The sequence below is a fragment of the Aeromonas aquatilis genome (assembly GCF_054052405.1).
The window spans coordinates 23,588-45,229 of sequence record NZ_JBSTYP010000010.1; the positions used below are offsets into that span (position 1 = coordinate 23,588).

18 protein-coding genes and 1 tRNA gene are annotated in these 21,642 nt (G+C 51.2%); 8 read left to right on the forward strand and 11 right to left on the reverse strand.

What is annotated here, in order from left to right; translation table 11 throughout:
- Nucleotides 1–9: 9 nt before the first annotated feature.
- Together ACW5W8_RS05325 and ACW5W8_RS05330 are read right to left on the reverse strand one after the other, a co-directional pair.
- Complete coding sequence (locus ACW5W8_RS05325; protein ID WP_498626787.1) at nt 10–1,017, reverse strand: hypothetical protein; 1,008 nt, start codon at nt 1,015–1,017, stop codon at nt 10–12.
- 98 nt (nt 1,018–1,115) lie between these two features.
- The gene (locus ACW5W8_RS05330; protein WP_042081247.1) at nt 1,116–2,135 is read right to left on the reverse strand and encodes a tyrosine-type recombinase/integrase; all 1,020 of its coding nucleotides are present in this window, start codon (nt 2,133–2,135) and stop codon (nt 1,116–1,118) included.
- Nucleotides 2,136–2,477: 342 nt separating this feature from the next.
- Here ACW5W8_RS05330 and ACW5W8_RS05335 point away from each other — a divergent pair, with 342 nt between their 5' ends.
- Entirely contained in the window at nt 2,478–3,833 is a 1,356-nt protein-coding gene (locus ACW5W8_RS05335; RefSeq protein WP_498626789.1) for a competence protein CoiA family protein, read from the forward strand.
- Nucleotides 3,834–4,046: 213 nt separating this feature from the next.
- Here the strand turns inward: ACW5W8_RS05335 and ACW5W8_RS05340 are convergent, their stop codons facing one another.
- The 6 genes from ACW5W8_RS05340 to ACW5W8_RS05365 all read right to left on the reverse strand — a co-directional run bounded on the left by ACW5W8_RS05340 (nt 4,047) and on the right by ACW5W8_RS05365 (nt 8,044).
- A complete protein-coding gene (locus ACW5W8_RS05340; RefSeq protein WP_439989201.1) occupies nt 4,047–4,574 on the reverse strand; it encodes a hypothetical protein in 528 nt (175 codons plus the stop codon).
- Between the two features lie 202 nt (nt 4,575–4,776).
- A complete protein-coding gene (locus ACW5W8_RS05345; RefSeq protein WP_082182200.1) occupies nt 4,777–4,977 on the reverse strand; it encodes a helix-turn-helix transcriptional regulator in 201 nt (66 codons plus the stop codon).
- A gap of 121 nt (nt 4,978–5,098) precedes the next feature.
- The gene (locus tag ACW5W8_RS05350; RefSeq protein WP_174531735.1) at nt 5,099–5,323 is read right to left on the reverse strand and encodes a helix-turn-helix transcriptional regulator; all 225 of its coding nucleotides are present in this window, start codon (nt 5,321–5,323) and stop codon (nt 5,099–5,101) included.
- 251 nt (nt 5,324–5,574) lie between these two features.
- A complete protein-coding gene (locus ACW5W8_RS05355; protein ID WP_498626791.1) occupies nt 5,575–6,459 on the reverse strand; it encodes a hypothetical protein in 885 nt (294 codons plus the stop codon).
- Nucleotides 6,460–6,479: 20 nt separating this feature from the next.
- Nucleotides 6,480–7,694: a tyrosine-type recombinase/integrase gene (locus ACW5W8_RS05360; RefSeq protein ID WP_439997800.1), complete on the reverse strand. Its 1,215-nt coding sequence runs from the start codon at nt 7,692–7,694 to the stop codon at nt 6,480–6,482.
- A gap of 264 nt (nt 7,695–7,958) precedes the next feature.
- Nucleotides 7,959–8,044, reverse strand: a tRNA-Leu gene (locus tag ACW5W8_RS05365).
- 143 nt (nt 8,045–8,187) lie between these two features.
- Between ACW5W8_RS05365 and ACW5W8_RS05370 the strand changes: the two genes are divergently transcribed.
- The gene (locus ACW5W8_RS05370; RefSeq protein ID WP_498626792.1) at nt 8,188–8,721 is read left to right on the forward strand and encodes an RDD family protein; all 534 of its coding nucleotides are present in this window, start codon (nt 8,188–8,190) and stop codon (nt 8,719–8,721) included.
- Nucleotides 8,722–8,795: 74 nt separating this feature from the next.
- Here the strand turns inward: ACW5W8_RS05370 and lptG are convergent, their stop codons facing one another.
- Together lptG and lptF are read right to left on the reverse strand one after the other, a co-directional pair.
- The gene (gene lptG / locus ACW5W8_RS05375; protein ID WP_005355217.1) at nt 8,796–9,866 is read right to left on the reverse strand and encodes an LPS export ABC transporter permease LptG; all 1,071 of its coding nucleotides are present in this window, start codon (nt 9,864–9,866) and stop codon (nt 8,796–8,798) included.
- Between the two features lie 25 nt (nt 9,867–9,891).
- The gene (gene lptF, locus ACW5W8_RS05380; protein ID WP_043821844.1) at nt 9,892–11,004 is read right to left on the reverse strand and encodes an LPS export ABC transporter permease LptF; all 1,113 of its coding nucleotides are present in this window, start codon (nt 11,002–11,004) and stop codon (nt 9,892–9,894) included.
- 172 nt (nt 11,005–11,176) lie between these two features.
- On the opposite strand from lptF, the gene pepA reads away from it, so the two are divergent.
- The 4 genes from pepA to ACW5W8_RS05400 all read left to right on the forward strand — a co-directional run bounded on the left by pepA (nt 11,177) and on the right by ACW5W8_RS05400 (nt 17,364).
- Nucleotides 11,177–12,685 carry a leucyl aminopeptidase gene (gene pepA, locus ACW5W8_RS05385; RefSeq protein WP_498626793.1) on the forward strand — a complete coding sequence of 503 codons (1,509 nt, stop codon included), beginning with the start codon at nt 11,177–11,179 and terminating at the stop codon, nt 12,683–12,685.
- A gap of 174 nt (nt 12,686–12,859) precedes the next feature.
- Nucleotides 12,860–13,315 carry a DNA polymerase III subunit chi gene (locus tag ACW5W8_RS05390; protein ID WP_498626794.1) on the forward strand — a complete coding sequence of 152 codons (456 nt, stop codon included), beginning with the start codon at nt 12,860–12,862 and terminating at the stop codon, nt 13,313–13,315.
- A gap of 64 nt (nt 13,316–13,379) precedes the next feature.
- Nucleotides 13,380–16,244: a valine--tRNA ligase gene (locus tag ACW5W8_RS05395; RefSeq protein ID WP_498626795.1), complete on the forward strand. Its 2,865-nt coding sequence runs from the start codon at nt 13,380–13,382 to the stop codon at nt 16,242–16,244.
- 121 nt (nt 16,245–16,365) lie between these two features.
- A complete protein-coding gene (locus ACW5W8_RS05400) occupies nt 16,366–17,364 on the forward strand; it encodes a LacI family DNA-binding transcriptional regulator (protein ID WP_498626796.1) in 999 nt (332 codons plus the stop codon).
- Between the two features lie 26 nt (nt 17,365–17,390).
- Here the strand turns inward: ACW5W8_RS05400 and ACW5W8_RS05405 are convergent, their stop codons facing one another.
- Nucleotides 17,391–18,941 carry a sodium:solute symporter family transporter gene (locus ACW5W8_RS05405; RefSeq protein ID WP_498626797.1) on the reverse strand — a complete coding sequence of 517 codons (1,551 nt, stop codon included), beginning with the start codon at nt 18,939–18,941 and terminating at the stop codon, nt 17,391–17,393.
- A gap of 333 nt (nt 18,942–19,274) precedes the next feature.
- Between ACW5W8_RS05405 and ACW5W8_RS05410 the strand changes: the two genes are divergently transcribed.
- The gene (locus tag ACW5W8_RS05410; RefSeq protein WP_498626798.1) at nt 19,275–20,555 is read left to right on the forward strand and encodes an MFS transporter; all 1,281 of its coding nucleotides are present in this window, start codon (nt 19,275–19,277) and stop codon (nt 20,553–20,555) included.
- Nucleotides 20,556–20,595: 40 nt separating this feature from the next.
- A complete protein-coding gene (locus tag ACW5W8_RS05415) occupies nt 20,596–21,609 on the forward strand; it encodes a hypothetical protein (protein WP_498626801.1) in 1,014 nt (337 codons plus the stop codon).
- The last annotated feature ends 33 nt before the right edge of the window (nt 21,610–21,642 follow it).

Below are 21,642 nucleotides of genomic sequence, written 5' to 3' on the forward strand. Positions count from 1 at the left end.
GTTTGACTTTTATTCGTCTATTTGCTTAGCAGCACTGACGACGTTTGAGGGAGTAACTCCCCAGGCTTTGGCAATAAATTGAGTCCATTCCTGCTCAATAGTCTTTGTCTCACATTCTATTCCTAAGGCTATTAACTTAGTCTTCGCTGCGTTTACTGCATCAGGCTGTGACATTCGATTAATTGCTTCAATCTGGATATCACGCCGAATTGACGCTATTGAAACCTCTAAGCTCGAGATCTCATCTCCATACCATTCATCATTGAAGTCATTACATTCTTTCTGGCAAAACAAGTCTGTTAGCCTGTCTTCCAGGGACTCCAACGTCATTTCCAGAGCAGTCTTCGGACGCTCGCTAGAACGTTGCCCCTGCCGGGTGTACTGCCTACCCCAAGGCCTACCCAGACACGGATTGATCAGCGCTATATAGATGGCCAATCTCATCACTGTATCTGCAAGCTCCCCCGCATTTATCTTTTTAAGCGATACTTTAAAGCCCTTTCTTGGACCGAAACCTTGGTAATGCTCATAGGCTTCCATTGCTAGCAAGGGGATATCATCTTGCTGAGGAGAAATTCTATTTCGAGTACAGATCGCAGCCACCGACTGACCGGCGCTACAATCGTCAATCACACTTTGAGCAAGGCAGCTCAATTCCAACTTAAGGCGCTCATCAGTCCATCCGATTTGCCTTAGCTTTGCGCTATACCAAATCGCCTTCTTTACCGCCTTCCGGGTGACAACCAGACGAGGAGTTTTATTTTCCCACCACCCAATATGACACTGGTCATTTTGGTGCTCGACCTCATCATCGGACGTTACTTTTTTGGCTGTGATGTCGATTGATACGCAGCCTATTAATTGACCATCTTTTGTAATCGCCAACCTCGGGCGGCCATTTAGGGAGAAGTACGGAATTCCTTCCTCTCCATCAAAAATGATGGGGTTATCATCTGGTGATTTTTGCCATACGACTAAACCCTCCAGAAAATCGCTGTTTATATATTGATCACTCATCTACTACATCCCCAGACAAACAAAAGCCCCCCGCATCCATAGATGCGAGGGGCTCAGGCTAACATGTTCAATACATCTAAGCTGCACAGCCTAATTGATTAACCTCCCATGAGATTACCAAATACCCGATCAGTGAGTTTGGCTTTGTGGGCATTGCACAAATGAGAATATCGTTGGGTCATGGTGATCGACTTATGGCCTAACACCTCTGCGATCTCCAGAATGCTGGCACCGTTCATCGCCAACAAGCTGGCACAGCTGTGCCGAAGGTCATGAAAATGGAAATCAGAGAGCAACGCGGCTTTCTTCGCGGCCTGCCAATGGTAATCAAACTCGGTAAACGGTCGATTGAGGCCAGAGGGATGAGGGAACACAAAGCTGGCACCAATCTCGCGAAACTTGGAGAGCTCAGTAAGCAAGTCAGCAGTCAGAGACAGAACCCTCTGACTACCATTCTTGGTCACCGCCAAGTGAGCTGTGCGCGTGTTGAAATTAATGTCTGACCATTTGAGGCCAATCAACTCGCCCCTCCGTGCACCAGTGGTCAACGCCATATGAACCAGCATATGAAGTCGCTCCCACTTGCTCGACTTGGTGGCCTTCATCAATCGAGCAAGTTCATCTGTCGACAAAAAGCGTGTGCGAGCATTGTCTTCCCTCTTCTGTTTCACTTCCAGGCAAGGGTTCACTTTGAGGTCATAGCGATCACACATGTAGGCAAAGACTGCTGACAACGCTGCTTTGTAGCGGTTCAGGGTCGCAGGAGCTTTCCCCTCTGCCTCCAAAATCGAGATGGCGTTTTTGATCCGCTGGCGATTTACCTTGTTCAACGTCTTGTCGCCGAGATGTTCAGCCCACCAGCCCAGACGCTGTGGTACAGATTTGTCCCGTCCCTTGTGCTGTTCAAGGTACTCATGGATAGCTTGTTGAATGGTGGTACTGGTGAGGGTGACGTTGGTTAAGGCATCCGCCAGCTCGTCAGATACAGTAATCTGAGCCAGGAACTGCTCTGCGTCTTTTTTGCGGGTAAAAACTTTGGATACACGGTTGCCGTTACGCATGAACTGAACGCGATAGGACTTGCCGGTTTTTCGAGTGAGAACTTGGATGCTTGCCATTGGTTGAAGCCTCTTGCACATATTTGCACATGAATGAGAGTTATCAACCGCAGAAACTTTGAGCAGGAGCGCTCTTGAGCGCTGTAACCTGTTGACCAAACAGGGAAAAGAATGGTGCCGGGGTCTCTCTCGAATTTGATGCATAAGATTATGATTTTAATCACTTTAATGTTTATGTAATAGTGTTTGAGCCCCCATAAAGGCCCCCAAATCACTTGTACTGGGATGAAACGTTATGACACAAACCACGTATCCAACACCCGAATACATTGCAGTTGGATCTGGCCCTGCAATAAGACTCACGGGATAATTGAGACATCTTTCACAAGAAGGTCAGTGCCAATGCCAGTCAAAATGAGCCGCGCTTTTGATGCTTCAAAAGGAATTGTGTCGATTGAGGATGTACCTAGCGGTAAGGCGTGTGGGTGTACTTGCATAGACTGCAATGAACCGCTTGTTGCAAAGAAAGGTGAAGTCAATCGGCATCATTTTGCTCACGAACCCACCCCCCTGTCGGATGTACCGTATGCCAATGTCCGGGAATGCCATTGGATGCCTGAGACGGATCTCCACATTATGGCGAAGGAAGTTTTGGCCGAGGATATGCAGTTGAGTTTGCCAATCGGCTTCACCAGCCCAAGGCAGGAGCTTTTGGCGTTCGATACTGTGAAGTTGGAGTTCCCGGAAGGCAGCCGGATCCCCGATGTGATCGGCTATGTGAAAGGTGAAAAAATCCTGATTGAAATCGCGGTCACCCACTTCTGTGACGAAGCGAAAGTGAAGTATCTGCGACGCATCAATGCGACCTGTATTGAGCTTGATTTCAGTAAGTTTTCGTTAGATGTCGAGGTGCTTTCAAAGGACTCCGTGCGTGCCTACCTTGCCCATTGCCCGAAGAAGTTGCTTACAGCTGCGCCAGTAGGGCCAATCGCTGAGGCCTTCCAACAGCAAGAACGTCGGACTATCCGCAGTTTGATTGAACAAAGCAGGAAACTGAAAGATCAAGTACAGGAGCTAGTACAACAAGTTAAGCGCTACGAAGCTCAGGTCGCTGGTTATCAGCCAGAGCTCACGCAGATGGATGCTGTGATTGCTAACAAAAGAACGCTGATGGCTGGCCTAGAGCGACGTATCGAAGAGGCGGAAGATCGCCTGTTTGAGGTAGAGAAGGAAACGCAATCGCAAAAGGAACTGCTTGCGCTCAATGCCTCCCGTCTTCAACTGCTAGATCAGCTATCCATTCGGGAAGCGGCTTTGAAAAAAGCGGAGAGGGCCGTAGAGAAGCGAATGGCAGAGTTGGATAAGGAAGTACAGTTGCGGTTAAAAGGTTTAAGTGCTGATCTGGATAATCGTGAGCATGAACTTAAAATGCGTGACGTGAAGTTAAATGGCTCACACTCCTTACTGCTCTTGAAGACTGCTGACCTCCGAGCTAAGGAAGAGAAATTAAAACAAGACGAAACTGACTTTATGAAACGGGTCAACAGTGAAGCGGCACGTCTAGGTAGAGCTCAGTGTGAAATGTACAAGAAGCAAAATATTGCTGTGATTCGGGCTTGGGAAAACTATTACGATTCAATGATCAAGAAGATAGAGAAAGTCCGTCGGGAGTTCTGTTCACGTGTGACATTCCCAGAGACGCCGCCCGCACTGGAAAAATTCGACGTAAATCAGAGTACACTTCATTTTAGTGACTGAAGGGTGCTTGACGTAATCATGATTGGTTCACACACGATAACCTCTATATCTAATATTTTGCAAGTTAACCAAACCAGTGAGGTAAGAGGAAGCACTACTTTCGCCCCCCCCCCCTTACCTCTCACCCTTCACTGTAGTGTTATTACCTTAACTCAGTAGACAGTAGTGCATACACATAATATACATGCTTAAACCACATCAGATAGCCATTCCTTACTTTCCCCTTCTGACACCATGCTCAACTAGCAAGGTCTCAATACGCAATGAATCAAGGTAAGTTAATGCTGCACAATAGACTTCAAGCGTCCCCCTTCGCTTATCCCCGCTTATGGGTGGAGTTGATTGCCACATGAACTTGTACACATAACTTACCTGCCTGATAGCATCTCGGATGGGGTCTTCTTTCACGGGCCTAGGTGTCTTACCATTCCATAAATCAATATTATGCCGACGTTTAAGCTTTGCCTTCAGCGACTTCATCTTGTCCTCATCTGCTTCAACAAGAAGATGAAAGTGTGGTAGCCATACTTGTTCTCCTTCATTAAAGTCGACTTCCAATGCTCCATATACTGGACTTGTGATTCCTACTTTCTTGAGATCCCGATAGAGTTGCTCTTTCAACTTCTGCGGTTTTAGCGCATGTAACTCACTCTTCGCCAATACATCATGATAAAGGATCACAGTGACAAACCGATAGTTATTACCAATAACCTTAGGTAATACTGACTCGATGACTTTCATTCTCTTAGTTCTAGTGCACTGCTTGCATGCTAGAGAGTTACAATCATGATCGTCCTCTTCTAAGCAAGACCATAACTTCCAAGCTATTTGTTGATGCTTTTCATTACCAGTTTTAAGAAGAAGTGTAATCCGTTTCTCAGTCTCAATTATTGTATCATCAGGCGATTCCATGAGATTACAAAGATCTCTGCGGATAGATAGTCTATTCATATCTAGCCTCAGCTTCAGAACCAACTGTTGATACCAAATGGTCGACATCTGATCTTCGCCATCCAACAGAGCTTCTTCCAGTCAACTTGATTGACTTCGGGAACAGCCCATTGTTCATTAGTCGATATATGGTTATTTTGGATAACACACATCCTTCTACAACATCGTTGATTCGATAGACCTTCATTGCCATGATATTTCTCCTTTTCTAATGCCATGGCTTCTTTACAGTTTCAACTTATAGCCTTGCTTTCAGCACCTCATTAAAAAGAGACCATGCAGCCCGGCAGATTGAACACTCAAAGTCTCTGCCCCTATGTTGCTTGTCCATTATTACGAGTATTCATCCAGTTGCGCACATCTTCCATCCACCATGCGGTCACTCGCTCACTTAGCTTCACAGGCTTAGGGATCTTGCCAGAGGCAGACCAGCGCCACAGGGTCACAACGGAGATCCCCAGCAGAGGAGCTAATGCTTTAGCTCTGATATAACCTCCCATTGGTAATATATGCTGGTTAGTTGCATGGGCTTCGTTCATCGACATATCTTGAATACTCCCTTATTGTTTTAACGTGTTAAGGGTATTCAAACACAAGTTGAGGTCGTATCGATGATAGGTTGGCCATACCTTACATCAGGTAAGCATTAATCGGCCTACCTGATGTAAGGTAAGTGTCAATAAATCGACCTAACATTAGGTAAACATCATTCAACTTACCTAACATCAGGTAAACATCACCCCCCTTACATTAAACAACGTATAATCGAGCCAACATGAAATTCGTATAATCATTTGCTCTTGTGAGGGCGACCAGAATTCATAGCAGCGCCTAATATCCGCTCTATCTGCTGGTCTGCCAATATGGCTTTACCACTATTTGTTTCACTGAACAATACATGCTCATGATTTAATATTGTGGCCGCCCACTCTTTCGCTGTGGTACCACATTCGTCAGGCCAAGTTCTCTTTGCATAGATCGCAGCAGCTAATATAATCTCACGATTTACTGCATGGCGTTCTGCAACACCATTAGGTTTAATTTCTTTCGGAGGTCTAGATTGTGCCTCTTGCTCGTTAGCTGACTTACTAATCCTTAGCAAAGGTTTAGTGTTACCGTTATTGGTAAAGCATTCATCTATCCGAATTAGATCGACATTCTTAAGATAACAGTCATGAACTGTGGGGCGGAACCCCCACTCTTTCAAGTCAGCATATGCAAAATCACCATCACTGGTTACAGCCGACACTCGTATAAGAAGGTTTTCCATATCCGGAAGCATGTCATTTTCAATGTCAGTCACTATATAAGGTGGTAACTGCCAAAGTCCATAAAGCTCGGCTTTGAACTCAGATTCAGATTCAAAACCAATAATATTCCCATCATCATCACTTTCTATTATTCCAAAGCCAAAAGGGCGCATGGATGTATTAAGGTCAAATGTAAATATTCCTTTCTCACATAAGTCTTGATGCTGAGGAAAAGAATCTGTTATTTTTGGAAAATAAACCAAAGCTGTAGGGTTGTCTTTTAAATATAAATATATTGCTACTCTCTCAGTAGCCCCAAAGTGGATGAGATCTGAAACATCGCAACCTAGCAACTCTGCAGCCCTATCTAATCTACAGTATTCAAGTTGTTTCAGAATGTTCCGCTTATTCTGAGTTGTTGTCATCGAGCCACCTTTCAATGTTGTTAGTCCACTGATGTAAGATTCACTGGGCGCACGTTGCCACCCTGCTGGGATTCATAAAAATCTGCCAGCCACTGCAGCAACTTGCGGCGGTCGTCCAGGTACTCGGCACGATGGTAGGCCGCCCGCACCTTATTGCGTTCTGCATGTGCGAGCTGACGCTCTATCACATCAGGATCAAACCCTTCCTCGTTCAAGGTGGTGGAGGCCAGCGCCCTGAACCCGTGCGGCGTAGCAATGCCTGCATAGCCCATACGCCCCATGGCATAGCTCAGGGTGTTCTCGCTAATAGGCTTGGTCAGGCTGCGCTCGCTCGGGAATAGCAGTTCACAATGTCCTGTAAGTTGGCGCAGCTCATCAAGCACGGCTAGCGCTTGGCGAGAGAGAGGAACGATATGGGGGGCTCGCATCTTCATCCGCTCAGCAGGGATCCGCCACTCCGCCCGATCCAGGTCAAACTCTGCCCAGCGGGCAAAGCGCACCTCACCGGGGCGGGTCATGGTCAGCATCAGCAAATGGAAGGCAAGGCGGGTCGCAGGGTTCAGTGGTTCAACTGCTAGGCGGCGGTAAAACTCAGGCAGCTCCACTCGGGGTAAGGCCGGTCTGTGCTCCTGCTTGGTGGCTTTTAGGGCCCCTTTAAGATCTTGGGCCGGATTGTACTTGGCTCGCCCAGTCTGGATGGCATAACGCATGATGGCACTAAACCGCTGTAATATCCTTCCTGCTGTCTCCGTTGCCCCCCTCTTTTCCACCTTACGCAAGGTATCCAGCATCATAGGGGCCGTCAGTTCTGTGACAGGGACTAATCCCAGCTCAGGAAAAGCATCCGCCTCCAACGACTCTATTACTCGGGTGGCGTGGCCAGAGCTCCAAATGGCAAGTTGGCTATGGTGCCATTCCCGAGCCAGAGCCTCAAAGCTGTTCTCACTGGCAAGCCTATTGGCGATCTTCTCTTGCTTACGGACAAGACTGGGGTCATACCCTTCGGCGATCAGGCGGCGGGCATCATCCCGCTTAGCTCGCGCTTCTTTCAGGGACACATCGGGATAGACACCTAGGGCGAGCTTCTTCTCTTTTCCCGCATGACGATACTTGAGTTTCCAATACTTGCCGGACTTGTTAACCAGCAGGAACATGCCCTTTTCATCCGTTAGCTTGTCGCCGCTCGGCTTGCCACTCCATATAGCCTGCTTGACTGTTATGTTATCTAAAGGCATCTGGGGGCCTCCATATCAAATGATGGGGGCCTAAGTTACTGCAGATTGTGGCGGAAGCATCGAGCTAGCAGCCTTGCAGGTTAACAGTTGGCCCACAGTTGGGGGCCTAAATTTTGGTGGCTTAACATTGAGCCCCCAGAAAGGCCCCCAGTATTTGGGGTATGCTATGAGACCAAATGATACGACAAGACATAACAAAAAACCCGCAGAGCCTTAAGCTATGCGGGTTTCAGGTCTGCCGTGATACGGCATGAAATTGTAATATGGTGCCCGGGGTCGGACTCGAACCGACACGGTTATTCACCGGCGGATTTTGAATCCGCTGCGTCTACCGATTTCGCCACCCGGGCAACTGCGAGGGATTATACGAATGGCGCGATGCCATGCAAGGTGTTTTTCGATTGAACACTCCCGTTTGTTCATTTATTCAACGCCTTGCCGATGCGGGGCCAGTTACATAGAATGCCGCCATCATCTTAATGGAATAAAAACGATGGCCAAGCCTAAAAAAGTCCAACAAAAATCCACTTCTACCGCCACTCAGCCATACCCGTCAGCGGGTCTGATGCGTCGCCTCGGCGCCCTCATCTATGATGCGCTGGTGGTGACTTCGCTGCTGATCATCGCCGGCTTTATCGGCATGGGTGTCGCCAAGCTGTTGCTGGTCACCGGCATGGCCAGCGTACCGGCGGGTGAAGATACCGTCTGGTTGCTGACCCGCCACCACCTGAGCCTGATCTACACCCTGTGGCTCGCCTTCGTCATCTGTGGTTTCTACACCTGGTTCTGGACCCGTGCTGGCCAGACCGTCGGCATGCGCGCCTGGCGGCTGCGCATTCAGAACGAAGATGGTAGCCATATCCGTATTACCCAGGCGCTGATCCGTCTCGCCACCGCCGCCTTTGGTCTGGGCAACCTGATGTGCCTGTTCAACCGCAAGCGCCCACGGGCGTTTCAGGATATCTGGGCCGAGTGCGAAGTGATCGTGCTGAGCAAGCAGGAAAATCTGGAATTGCTTAACAAGTAATACCGAAGCAATGCAGCAACGAAAGAGGGCACCAACAGGTGCCCTCTTTGCATTTCCTCATAACCTCGTGCGGGTTACTGCTTGCGGCTGAGGATGTAGAAGGAGATGCCACCAAACAGCAAGCTGGGGGCGATAGCCGCCAGAATCGGCGGTACCGCATAGACCAGACTGATGGGGCCAAACACCCGATCACTCACATAGACGGCAAAGCCGGTCATGATCCCCATCAGCATCCGTGCCCCCATGCTCACCGAGCGTAGCGGGCCAAAGATGAAGGAGGAGGCCAGCAGGATCATCGCCACCACCGAGAGCGGTGACAGCAATTTGCGCCACATCTCCAACTTGTAGCGACCGGCATCCTGCTTGTTGGCATCGAGATAGCCGATGTAGTCGAGCAGACCGGAGACCGAGAGGTTCTCGGGGTCGATACTCACCACCCCCAGCTGCTTGGGCGTCAACTCCGAGCTCCACTCCATCTTGTCATGCTGTTCGCTGCGGATCTGCGCCGGGTCGTCGAAGCGGGTAACCTGAGTCTGCTTGAGCAGCCAGTGGTGGCGCTCGAACACCCCCTCCTGCGCCTGCACCACGTCGATCAGCTTGCGCTCGGGGGTGAAGCGATAGAGGGTGATGCCGGTGAGGGCGCCATCATTACGCACCCCGTTGATATTGACGAAGTTGTTGCCATCGCGAGCCCACACCCCGTAGGCGGAAACCGTCAGACGACCTTCGGACAGCGCGCCCGCCTTGATGTCATCTGCCATCCGCTTGGCGATGGGGGCCACATATTCCCCCATCAACCCCACCATGATCATCAGCGGGATCGCCGTCTTGAGCGCCGCCATCACGATACTGATCTTGGAGCGACCCGCCGCCTGCATCACCACCAGCTCGGAGCTGGTCGCCAGCTGACCCAGACCAATCAGGCCACCCAGCAGCGCCGCCAGCGGGAAGAACAGCACCGCCTCCTTGGGCATGGAGAGCAGCACATAGTAGAGGGCGTTGATCATGTCGTAGTTGCCGTCACCGACCGACTTGAGCTGCTCCACATACTTGATGAGCCCCGCCAGACCAACGAGCGTGATTTCACACAGCAGGATCGACATGAAAATGACCCGACCGATATACCTATCGAGAATGCCAAACATCAGCAGAAGTTCCTATGTTGCAGCATCATGCTGATTTTCTGTTGAAATAGCGCCCTTTCACCCCGTTCCACCAGCTGGTGCCCTGCAGATTGAGGGGCAGGCCGATAAACAGCAGGTAACCGAGCGGTACCAGGAACATCCCCGGCCAGTAGGGCAGCCGACCGCTGTCAATGGCCGAACGGGCGGCGCTGAGCAGCAGGAAGTAGGAGAGATAGAGCATGATGGCCGGCAGCAGCTTGGCGTAGCGCCCCTGACGGGGGTTGACCCGCGCCAGCGGTACCACCAGCAGGGTGAGCACCGGAATGGAGAGGGGCAGCGAGATACGCCACTGCAATTCCGCCATCATGGCGTTGTCCTGGGTACCGAACAGTTCCATGGTCGGCTTGGCCGCCGCCTTGCGGTTGGAACGCTCCATCTCCTGCTGACGGATCACCAGACCATATTCGCGAAAATCGGAGATCTGGAACTGCTTGCCGGAGAAGTTCCCCTCGTAGCGGGAGCCATCCATCAGGGTCAGCCACTGCAGGCCGTTCTCATCGACCGTCACCACCCCTTCGGTCGCCACCACCACCGAGGGAGGATTGTTCCCCTCCGCCCGCTGCAGCACGAAGATCTTTTGCAGTTTTGAGCCGTTGTCGTTCAAATCCTGGATATAGGCAACCAGGCGCCCTTTGTCGAGCTCCATAAAGCGGCCCGCCTGCAGGAAGGAGATACCCGGGTCCGCCTTGAACTCGTCGATCACCTGATACTCGCGCTCCTTGGCCTGCGGGGCGATCCAGCCAGTGTTGAACGCCGCGACCACCGCCGTCAGCAAGGCCAGCAACATAGCGCTGCGCATCACAAAACGGTGGCTGAAGCCGACCGCATGCATCACCGTCATCTCGCTTTCGGCGTAGAGGCGACCATGGGCAAACAAAATGGCTAAAAAGAGACTGATAGGCAGCATCAACAGCGCCATATTGGGCAAGTTGAGCAGCAGCAGGGTGGAGACCAGACGTGTCGGCACCTCGCCATCGGCGGCGTCACCGATGATCTTGATAAATTGTTGGCTGACAAAGATAAGCAGCAATACGAATAACACTGCCAGCTGGGTTTTCAGGGTTTCCCTGAACAAATATCGGAAAACGATCACAGTCATTCCCAAGTAAACTTGTGTTTTTAGTCGAATGCCTGAAAAATAGGGCCGTATATTGGATTTTTACCAGTTTGAACTGCGGAGCCTGTGGCTGTTCGCTCCGCCTCTGATACCCCAACAAGCACCGCATTATTCAATAAAAGGTGCCTTTTGTCTTTAGGATGTAGGAGATTCCATGGAGTTCAGTGTAAAGAGTGGCAGTCCAGAGAAGCAACGGAGCGCCTGCGTCGTAGTCGGCGTATTTGAGCCTCGTCGCCTCTCTCCGGTTGCCGAACAACTGGACAAGATCAGCGATGGCTATATCAGTTCGCTGCTGCGCCGTGGCGACCTGGAAGGGAAACCAGGCCAGATGCTGCTGCTGCATCAAGTACCGGGCGTGCTCAGCGAGCGCGTACTGCTGGTCGGATGCGGCAAGGAGCGGGAACTCGACGAACGCCAGTACAAGCAGATCATCAACAAGACCATCACCACCCTGAACGAAACCGGCTCCATGGAAGCGGTCTGCTTCCTCACCGAGCTGCACGTCAAGGGTCGGGATACCTATTGGAAGGTGCGCCAGGCGGTAGAAACCACCAAAGCGGGCCTCTACAGCTTCGATCAGTTCAAGACCAACAAGGCCGAGCCACGTCGCCCGCTGCGCAAGCTGGTATTCAACGTGCCGACGCGTCGGGAACTGACCATTGGTGAAAAAGCCATCGCTCACGGTCTGGCCGTGGCCAAGGGTGTGCGGGTCTGCCGCGACGTGGCGAACATGCCGCCCAACGTCTGCAACCCTGCCTATCTCGCCTCCCAGGCCCGTCGTCTGGCTGATGCCTTCGACAACATCACCACCAAGGTGGTGGGCGAGCAGGAGATGGCCGAACTCGGCATGAACTCCTATCTGGCGGTGGCTCGCGGCTCCGACAACGAAGCCATGATGGCCATCATCGAATACAAGGGTCATCCGGATGCCAAGCCCATCGTGCTGGTCGGCAAGGGTCTGACCTTCGACTCCGGCGGCATCTCCATCAAACCGGCCGACGGCATGGACGAGATGAAGTACGACATGGGTGGCGCTGCCTCCGTGCTCGGTACCATGCATGCGCTGGCCCAGCTGCAACTGCCGATCAACGTCATCGGCGTGCTGGCAGGCTGCGAGAACATGCCAGGTGGCAACGCCTATCGTCCGGGTGACATCCTCACCTCCATGTCCGGCCAGACCATCGAAGTGCTCAACACCGATGCGGAAGGTCGTCTGGTGCTGTGTGATGCGCTGACCTATGTGGACCGCTTCGATCCGGAAACCGTGATTGACGTGGCGACCCTGACTGGTGCCTGCGTCATCGCGCTGGGCCACCACACCTCGGGTCTGCTGGCCAACCACAACCCGCTGGCCCACGAGCTGCTCAACGCCTCCGAGCAGGCAGGTGATCGCGCCTGGCGTCTGCCGCTGTTTGACGAGTATCAGGAGCAGATCGACAGCCCGTTCGCCGACATGGCCAACATCGGCGGTCGTCCGGCCGGCCCCATCACCGCCGCCGCCTTCCTGTCACGCTTCACCAAGAAGTACAACTGGGCCCACCTGGATATCGCCGGGACCGCCTGGAAGAGTGGCAAGGATAAAGGCTCTACCGGTCGTCCGGTGCCCCTGCTGACCCAGTTCCTGCTGAACCGGGCTGGTGTGGATATCGAAGAGAAAGAGTAACTCTCCGGCCCCTGCCGATGGCTGCATCGGAAGGGTTGGCGTTACCCTGAACCACAAGGAAGAGGCCCGCCTCTTCCTTGTTTCATTCTTGAATCAGTGAGCTGCGGACGGGAAACGCCCCGTCAGCCTCATGAGGCGGTCAACAATCCGTCACCGCAAAACGGGATCAACCTGATGAGCCAAGTGACCTTTTACCTGATGAGCGAACAGGATGACGCGCAGGCCTCTGCGGTCGAGCGACTGGCCTGCACTCTCGCGGCCGAGTCGTGGGGCGCGGGCCATATCTACCTGTTCTGCAACGACGAGGCCCAGGCCCTGCGTCTGGACGAGCTGTTGTGGCAGCTGCCACCGGAGCGCTTTGTGCCGCACCAGCTGCAGGGCGAAAGCGGCATGGCTCCGGTGGAGATCGGCTATCAACCACCGAAACGACGCAACGCCCGCCTCATCAATCTGGCCACTGCGACACCTTTGTTTGCAGGACACTTCGCTCAAGTGGTAGATTTTGTCCCCACTGATGAAACACAAAAGCAGCAAGCCCGCGAGCGCTACAAGCACTATCGCCAGGCAGGCCATACCCTCGAAATGAGGGATCAGCCCGTCCTTGCCGCACCGGATCCGGCGCAGCCCTGACTGCAACCAATTGATCCATAAAGAATCAACACCAGACTCCATCCATCCAGATTACGGCGAGACCATGGAAAAGACTTTTAATCACAACGCCATCGAACAGGCGCTCTATCAGCACTGGGAAGCCCAGGGTTACTTCAAGCCCCACGGCGACACCAGCAAAGACTCCTTCTGCATCATGATCCCGCCGCCGAACGTCACCGGTAGCCTGCACATGGGTCACGCCTTCCAGCAAACCCTGATGGATACTCTGATCCGCTACAACCGCATGCAGGGCAAAAACACCCTGTGGCAGGCAGGTACCGACCACGCCGGTATCGCCACCCAGATGGTGGTTGAGCGCAAGATCGCCGCAGAAGAGGGCAAGACTCGCCACGATTACGGCCGTGATGCCTTCATCGACAAGATTTGGCAGTGGAAGGAAGAGTCCGGCGGCACCATCACCCGCCAGATGCGCCGTCTGGGCGACTCCGTGGATTGGGAGCGCGAGCGCTTCACCATGGATGAGGGTCTCTCCGCCGCCGTGCAGGAAGTGTTTGTTCGTCTTTACGAAGATGGCCTGATGTACCGCGGCAAGCGTCTGGTGAACTGGGATCCGAAACTCAACACCGCCATCTCCGATCTGGAAGTGGAAAACCGCGAGATCAAGGGCCACATGTGGCACCTGCGCTATCCGCTGGCCAACGGCGCCAAGACCGCCGAAGGCAAGGATTACCTGATCGTCGCCACCACCCGTCCGGAGACCATGCTGGGCGATACCGCCGTGGCCGTGAACCCGGAAGATCCGCGCTACAAGGCACTGATCGGCCAGCATATCCTGCTGCCGCTGGTGAACCGTCTGATCCCCATCGTCGCCGACGAACACGCCGACATGGAGAAGGGCACCGGTTGCGTGAAGATCACCCCGGCCCACGACTTCAACGATAACGAAGTGGGCAAGCGCCACAGCCTGCCGATGATCAACATCTTCACCTTGGACGCCCACGTGCGTGCCGAGGCAGAAGTGGTCGATACCAACGGCAACCCCTGCACCGCCTATGATGCGGCCCTGCCGGTCGAGTTCGCCGGTCTGGAGCGCTTCGCCGCCCGTAAGGCGATTCTGGCCAAGCTGGAAGAGCTGGGTCTGCTGGACGAGATCAAGGATCACGTGCTGCAACAGCCTTACGGCGATCGCGGTGGCGTGCCCATCGAGCCGATGCTGACCGATCAGTGGTACGTGCGCGTGGCACCGATGGCCAAGACCGCCATCGAAGCGGTGGAAGATGGCCGCATCCAGTTCGTGCCCAAGCAGTACGAAAACATGTACTTCTCCTGGATGCGCGACATTCAGGACTGGTGCGTCTCCCGTCAACTGTGGTGGGGTCACCGCATCCCGGCATGGTATGACGATGCTGGCAACGTCTACGTGGGCCGTGACGAGGCGGAAGTGCGTGCCAAGCACAGCATCCCGTCCGTGACCACCCTGCGTCAGGACGAAGACGTGCTCGACACCTGGTTCAGCTCCGCCCTGTGGACCTTCTCCACCCTGGGCTGGCCGAACAACACCGAGGCACTCAAAACCTTCCACCCGACCGACGTGCTGATGAGCGGCTTCGATATCATCTTCTTCTGGATTGCCCGGATGATCATGATGACCATGCACTTCATCAAGGACGAAAACGGCCAGCCGCAAGTCCCGTTCAAGACCGTTTACATCACAGGCCTCATTCGTGACGAAGAAGGCCAGAAGATGTCCAAGTCCAAGGGCAACGTGCTGGATCCGCTCGACATGATCGACGGCATCTCCTTGGAAGACCTGCTGGAGAAACGCACCGGCAACATGATGCAGCCGCAGATGGCCGAGAAGATCGGTAAGCGTACCGCCAAGCAGTTCCCGGAAGGGATCGATGCCCACGGTACCGACGCCCTGCGCTTCACTCTGGCAGCGCTGGCCTCTACCGGTCGTGACATCAACTGGGACATGAAGCGCCTGGACGGCTACAACAACTTCTGCAACAAGTTGTGGAACGCCTCCCGCTATGTGCTGATGAACACCGAAGATCAGGATTGCGGTTTCTCTTCGCAAGGCAAGGGCGGCGAGATGCAGTTCAGTCTGGCGGACCGCTGGATCCAGTCCCAGCTGCAAGTGGCCATCCGTGACTTCCGCACCGCCCTCGATACCTATCGCTTCGATATCGCCGCGGGCGTGCTGTACGAATTTATCTGGAACCAGTTCTGTGACTGGTATCTGGAGCTGACCAAGCCGGTGCTGACCAAGGGCTCCGAGGCCGAGCAGCGCGCTGCACGCCACACCCTCGTCAGCGTCCTCGAGACCCTGCTGCGTCTGGCGCATCCGATCATCCCGTTCATCACCGAGACCATCTGGAAATCGGTCGCCCCGCTGGCTGGCGTACACGCCGACACCATCATGATTCAGGCCTTCCCGGAGTTCAACGCCGCCAAGGTGGACGAAGCCGCGATGGCGGATCAGGAGTGGGTGAAGGAGTTCATCGTCAGCATCCGCAACATCCGCGCCGAGATGAACGTGGCACCGAGCGTGCCCCTCAACGTGCTGCTCCAGTGCGATGCCAAAGATGCCCAGCGCGCCGCTGACAACGAGGCCTTCCTCAAGTCGCTGGCCCGTCTGGAGTCCATCCGCGTACTGGCGGATGGTGAAACCGCCCCGCTGTCAGTGAAGAAGCTGATCGGCGCCACCGAGCTGATGATCCCGATGGCCGGTCTCATCGACAAGGATGCCGAACTGGCCCGTCTGGCCAAAGAGGTTGCCCGTCTGGTGGGTGAGTGCGGCCGCATCGAAGGCAAACTCGGCAACGAAGCCTTTGTCGCCAAGGCGCCGGAAGCGGTCATCGCCAAAGAGCGCGAGAAGCTGGAAGATTACCGTCTCCAGCTGACCAAGCTGGAAGCCCAGCAGGCCGAAATCGCCGCGCTGTAATCCTCGTTGCCAGTATCACCGCATACTGGCAACGATTTTTTATACCGCGATGAAATTCCGTCGCGGTATAAAAATTCGGTATACTACCGCCACCCTGCCAAGATATATCAGCTATTCCGTTATGAAATCACCAACCAGACCCGTTACTTCAATCGATGTTGCTCTGCATGCAGGGGTATCGCAATCAACGGTATCCAGAGTCTTTATCGAGGGCAGCTCGGTTGCAGAGAAAACCAAACAAAAAGTATTTGCGGCGGCCCGCGAACTGAATTACAGACCCAATGCGTTTGCCCGTAGCTTGACCAAAAATGAATCAAAGCTGATTGGTCTAGTCTTTCCTGATACCGATTACCCCATTCACATGCAAACCCTGCAGTATATCAGTCATGAGCTACAACGCTTTGGTTATGCAGCCGTATTGATGCCATGGTGTGTCGACGAGAGCAATCATCACTCTATTCCAAATATTTTCCAGTACCGCGTTGATGGCGTTATTGCTGCATCCGCAACACTCAATAACCAGCTGTACCAAGAATGTGAAGAGTTCAACATTCCAATTGTGCAGTATGCCAGAGTCGCCGATCACACCAACAGCAGCTATGTGGTCAGTGATAACTATGCTGCTGGCAAACAAGCAGCCATGCTATTCAAGAAATCTGGTGTTCAAAAAGCGGTATATCTTACTGGTGATATTCCTACCCAAACCAACACGGCTCGCCAACTTGGTTTTAGCCAAGGGTGGGAAAAGCTGTTTGGTGCCATACCAAAAGTGATTGAGACCAGCTATGACTATCATCAATCGCAAACTGATATTCGTACAATGCTGCGAACAGATAGGCCTGATGCTGTTTTTTGTGCCACCGACAGCCTTGCCATGTCCCTCATGGATGTAGCCAAGAACGAATTTTCAATAATTATTCCACAAGAATTGAAGGTTGTTGGTTTTGATGATATTCCTCAAGCAAGCTGGTTAAATTATCAACTCACTACATTCAAACAAGACTTTCAACGCTTGGCTAATGAAGCTGTTGCTATTTTGATGGAGTTGATTAAAGATGGCAATGCAAAAAAAATAGAGTTGATTATCCCTGCCGAACTAATTGAACGCGCTAGCACCTAAGCATATCAACATACTGTAACGGTTGATCACTGGGTTGCTATGGCACGATAAATAACCGGTATGAAATAAGATAGCGCTTGGGTGAACACAAAGAACACCAATAACCCATAGTGCTTTTTTTGCGGTTTTTTCAACAAGCCTTTCTGTTTATGAAAAAATGTCAACTGAGCATCACTATTGCTCCCCCAAAAATAACTCACCAATAAACCAGTTAAGATAAATGAACATGTACCAACTGGTGCATACCATGGCCATGATATAGCTGTCGACTGGCAATAAAACACTGCAAAAATACTTGATATGCTGCCAACTATTATCCCTTTTTCATTGGCCTTCTCAGAAAATATCCCCAGTAGAAAAGACCCCAATCTAATACCGACAAATATAGATGCCATGCTCGCAATAGACTTCAAGACTGATTCATTGGAAATAGAGAGTATTGCAGGTATGACGATCAACAGAGCAGAAATAGGGCTAAGAGCACGAGCCACTCTCTCATAATGCCCACTATCTTCATTCGGCCTTATAAATCTTTTATATATATCAAAAGTTGATACTGTGGCAATGGAGTTGTATGTTGAATCCAGAGTTGACATGGATGCTGAGGTTAATGCTAATAATATCATACTAAAAACGACAGGGTTGGTATGCTTGAATACATAATCTAGAATCACCTCATTGCTATTTTCAAAGTATTTCCCACCATAGAAATAAAAAAGTAATAGACCCAAAAATGCAAACATTAGATATACAAAAAAGGCACCATAACCACATACCATCATGGCCTTCTGCGCATTATCCACATTTTTTGCCGCCAATGTTCGCTGAATCATCAGCTGGTTAGTACCAAAGACACTGAGATGCAAAAAACTAACCGCTAAAATTCCAGACACCAACGTTGTGTCGTCAGACAAATTCATCTTTAAATTAGTTACTGTTAAATGCGACACTGCCGATGTGAGAGAGAATGAATCGATATCAAATAACAATGTAATAATTAATGCAACTGTACCGGTCAACAGAACAATCGACTGGAGTATATCAGTAAAAATAACTGTAGCCATACCACCAAAACATGTATATAACGCAGTAAACATACTAATATATATAATGGCTTCAGTAATACTGACTGGAAGTATTCTAATGGCAATCAATGAGGTGGCATATAACATTATGCCAGATGATATACATTGGATAATGATAAATGTCACAGAATTAATTGTTCTGGCATATATTCCAAAGCGATCTTCAAGGTATTCATAAATTGATTTTACTTTCAAATTGTAAAATATTGGCACAAAAATAGTTGCCGCAAAAAAAATTACTATGGGGTAGTTCATGTGCATACTCATTACCTGCATTCCTGACTGATAAACCCAACCAGGCATGCCAATGAAGGTCATTGCACTAATGTAACTAACCAGAATTGAAGTTCCAATTGCTAACCAACCAAATTGCTGCCCCCCAGTGGAAAAATCATGCCCAGCACTAAGACCGCGCTTCTTAATAATCAAGCTGAGTATAAGGATGGCAAGAAGATATGAACATACAACCAAGATACTTAACATCTCAGACATAATAACGTTCCAATGCGGAATTGGCTGTACTCAGCCTAACGTAACGAGACTGCAATCCAGCCCCAGCGGTTTCATCTACTGGATTTGATTATCCTCGCTAACCTCGGTTCTACTGAGTGATCCATGTCACATAGACATCAAAAATGGGTACGAACCCAATGCGATTGGGACGCGCGTCACAGTTATGACAGGCATGTGCATTCTAGAATAGCCACAAAATGAATACGTAGTCATTTTGGGTAAATGTGATGCTAGTCACACAGTAAGCCCATGGCCATCGTGAAATACCACCCAGATTGACAGAGGCTATCGTCTATGAGCACCAGACGGCACATGAGTGAAGTACCCCTACTCCAACGAATTGCAGCTTACCTTGCAATTCTTGTTGGTTATTTTTTCTACTGCTACAATTTTGTCATCATTGACTACGTTCGCCCATATATTGTTGAACAATATCAAGGGATAACCTTGGCTGATACAGCCGAGTTTTATACTTGGCAGTCTGTTGGGGCACTTATTGGGGCGCTTACTTGCGCTTGGGTTGCGACCCAACTAGGTAAAAAATCAACCTTAATCGCAATCACCGCTCTGAATGGTGGTGCAACCATTATTAATATGATGTTCACCGATTACACCAGTTGGGCCCTAATGCGCTTCATTATAGGTATCTCATTGGGAGGATATTTTACGGTTGCAGTCAGCCTGATGATCGGCCTGTTTCCACCCAGCGTACGTGGCAAGCTGACCGCATTCGCATCGTCCATGTTTTCTGTTGCATTAATGGCGATGGGGGTTTATGCCGCATTTATATCAAGCATCAATGCTCCATGGGAAAGCCTGATGTGGGTTGGTGGCATCCCACCCCTTGCCGCAGCTCTCGTTATGATTTTTATACTACCCAGCGACAAGAGTGTGATCGCTTACGGTGAAGAGCGCGAAAAAAATAATGACGGTCATGCTGACGAACCACAACGCAAAGGTACATGGGGGGAAATGTTTAGTAAACCCTATCGCATGATCACCGTGACTTGCTTGATGCTGGCAGGCCTTAACTTCTATGGCTACCAATTCTTTAGTGGTTTTGTTACTACCTACCTAAAAGAAGTCCGCCAGTTTGATGGTGCAACGATTGGTATTATTTTCTCAATTTCTGCTTTTGGATCACTATTTGGAGCTTGGGTCTGGGGTTATGTCGCTGACCGATTTGGTCGAAAGGTCAATGCGTTTGGATTCATTTTGGCAGGTCTGATGGCATCGGCATTTTTCGTTGCCCCGAGTGATATGTCCATCGGTGGACTGAATATGTTGGCACTGCTTGGCCTTATCTACAACTTTGGTTTATCTGCTTCTGCGGTATGGGGTGGCTACTTTTCTGAATTGTTTCCCGCACACTTGCGCAGTTTTGGCGCAGCGCTGTTTCATGGCGGCAGAATTATCGGGATGTGGGCACCAGTGGTACTTATTTTCATCAAAGAACGCACCGATCTTGCCACCGCCATGTGGGGGTCTCCTATTATCTGGCTCATCGCTGCCCTGCTATGGCTTTCACTGCCAGAAACCCTCAAGGGAGGCCTGCTCTACAAGAACAAGCCCTCACAACGGGCAGCTGCTTAATTACAAATTGGCTTAATCATCAAATACGAGAAAAATTATCATGTCTAAATATCAAGCAACAAAACGCATCGTTCTGGAATATTTCTCCGCTATGGAATCCGCCACCCCGGAAACGGTGGCATCGGTACTGCGCAGCTTCACTTCAGAAGACTATCTGTGGCGAGGTGTGTACCCGTTCAGAGAGCAACAAGGGGCGGAAGCCGTTGCCAGTAATTTTTGGGCCCCTCTCATGAGTACCATGACCCGCATGCAACGCCGTCAAGACATTTTTATTGGCGGTACCAACGAAATCAGTGGTGAGCAATGGGTCATGAGCATGGGGCACTTTATGGGGCTATTCGATGCAGATTGGCTTGGGATTCGTGCCACTGGCAAAATGATAAATATCCGCTATGCCGAATTCACCTGCGTGGAGCATGGAAAAATCACTAAAACAGGATTGTTCCTGGACCTACTGGGAGTGATGGAGCAAGCGGGTTGCTACCCGCTTCCCCCCTCGACCGGCAAGTACTTTACCTATCCGGGCCCGCGCAATCATGATGGCCTGCTGTTTGCCGATGCCCCCGAAGAGGAAGGCGCTGCAACCTTGGCACTGGTCAACAAGATGGTCAACGATCTCTCTGCACTCAATGACAGTGGCGCGATGGGATGCCCCCCAGAAGTGCTGGAAAAGAGCTGGTCAAAAGACATGATTTGGTACGGTCCTTGTGGTATCGGCGCTTCCTATACCATTCCCCGCTACCAGCAACAGCATCAATTGCCGTTTCGTAACAATCTCAAAGACAAAAAGTTCAATGGCCATGTCTGCCGCTTTGCCGAAGGCAATTTTGCTTGCTTCTTTGGCTGGCCGAATTTGTCAAATACCCCAACAGGTGGCTTCCTTGGTATGCCTGGTGGCGAGATCCGTGCAGATATGCAGGTAGTTGATGTTTATTGCCGGGACGGTGACAAACTCAGCGAAAACTGGGTACTGATCGATATCCCGTTCTGGTTAAAACAACAGGGGCTCGATGTTTTTGAACGCACCCGTCAAATCATGAATCCATCCCTGTAATTGAGCTCTTTGCCAACCAACCCCCTTCATAAT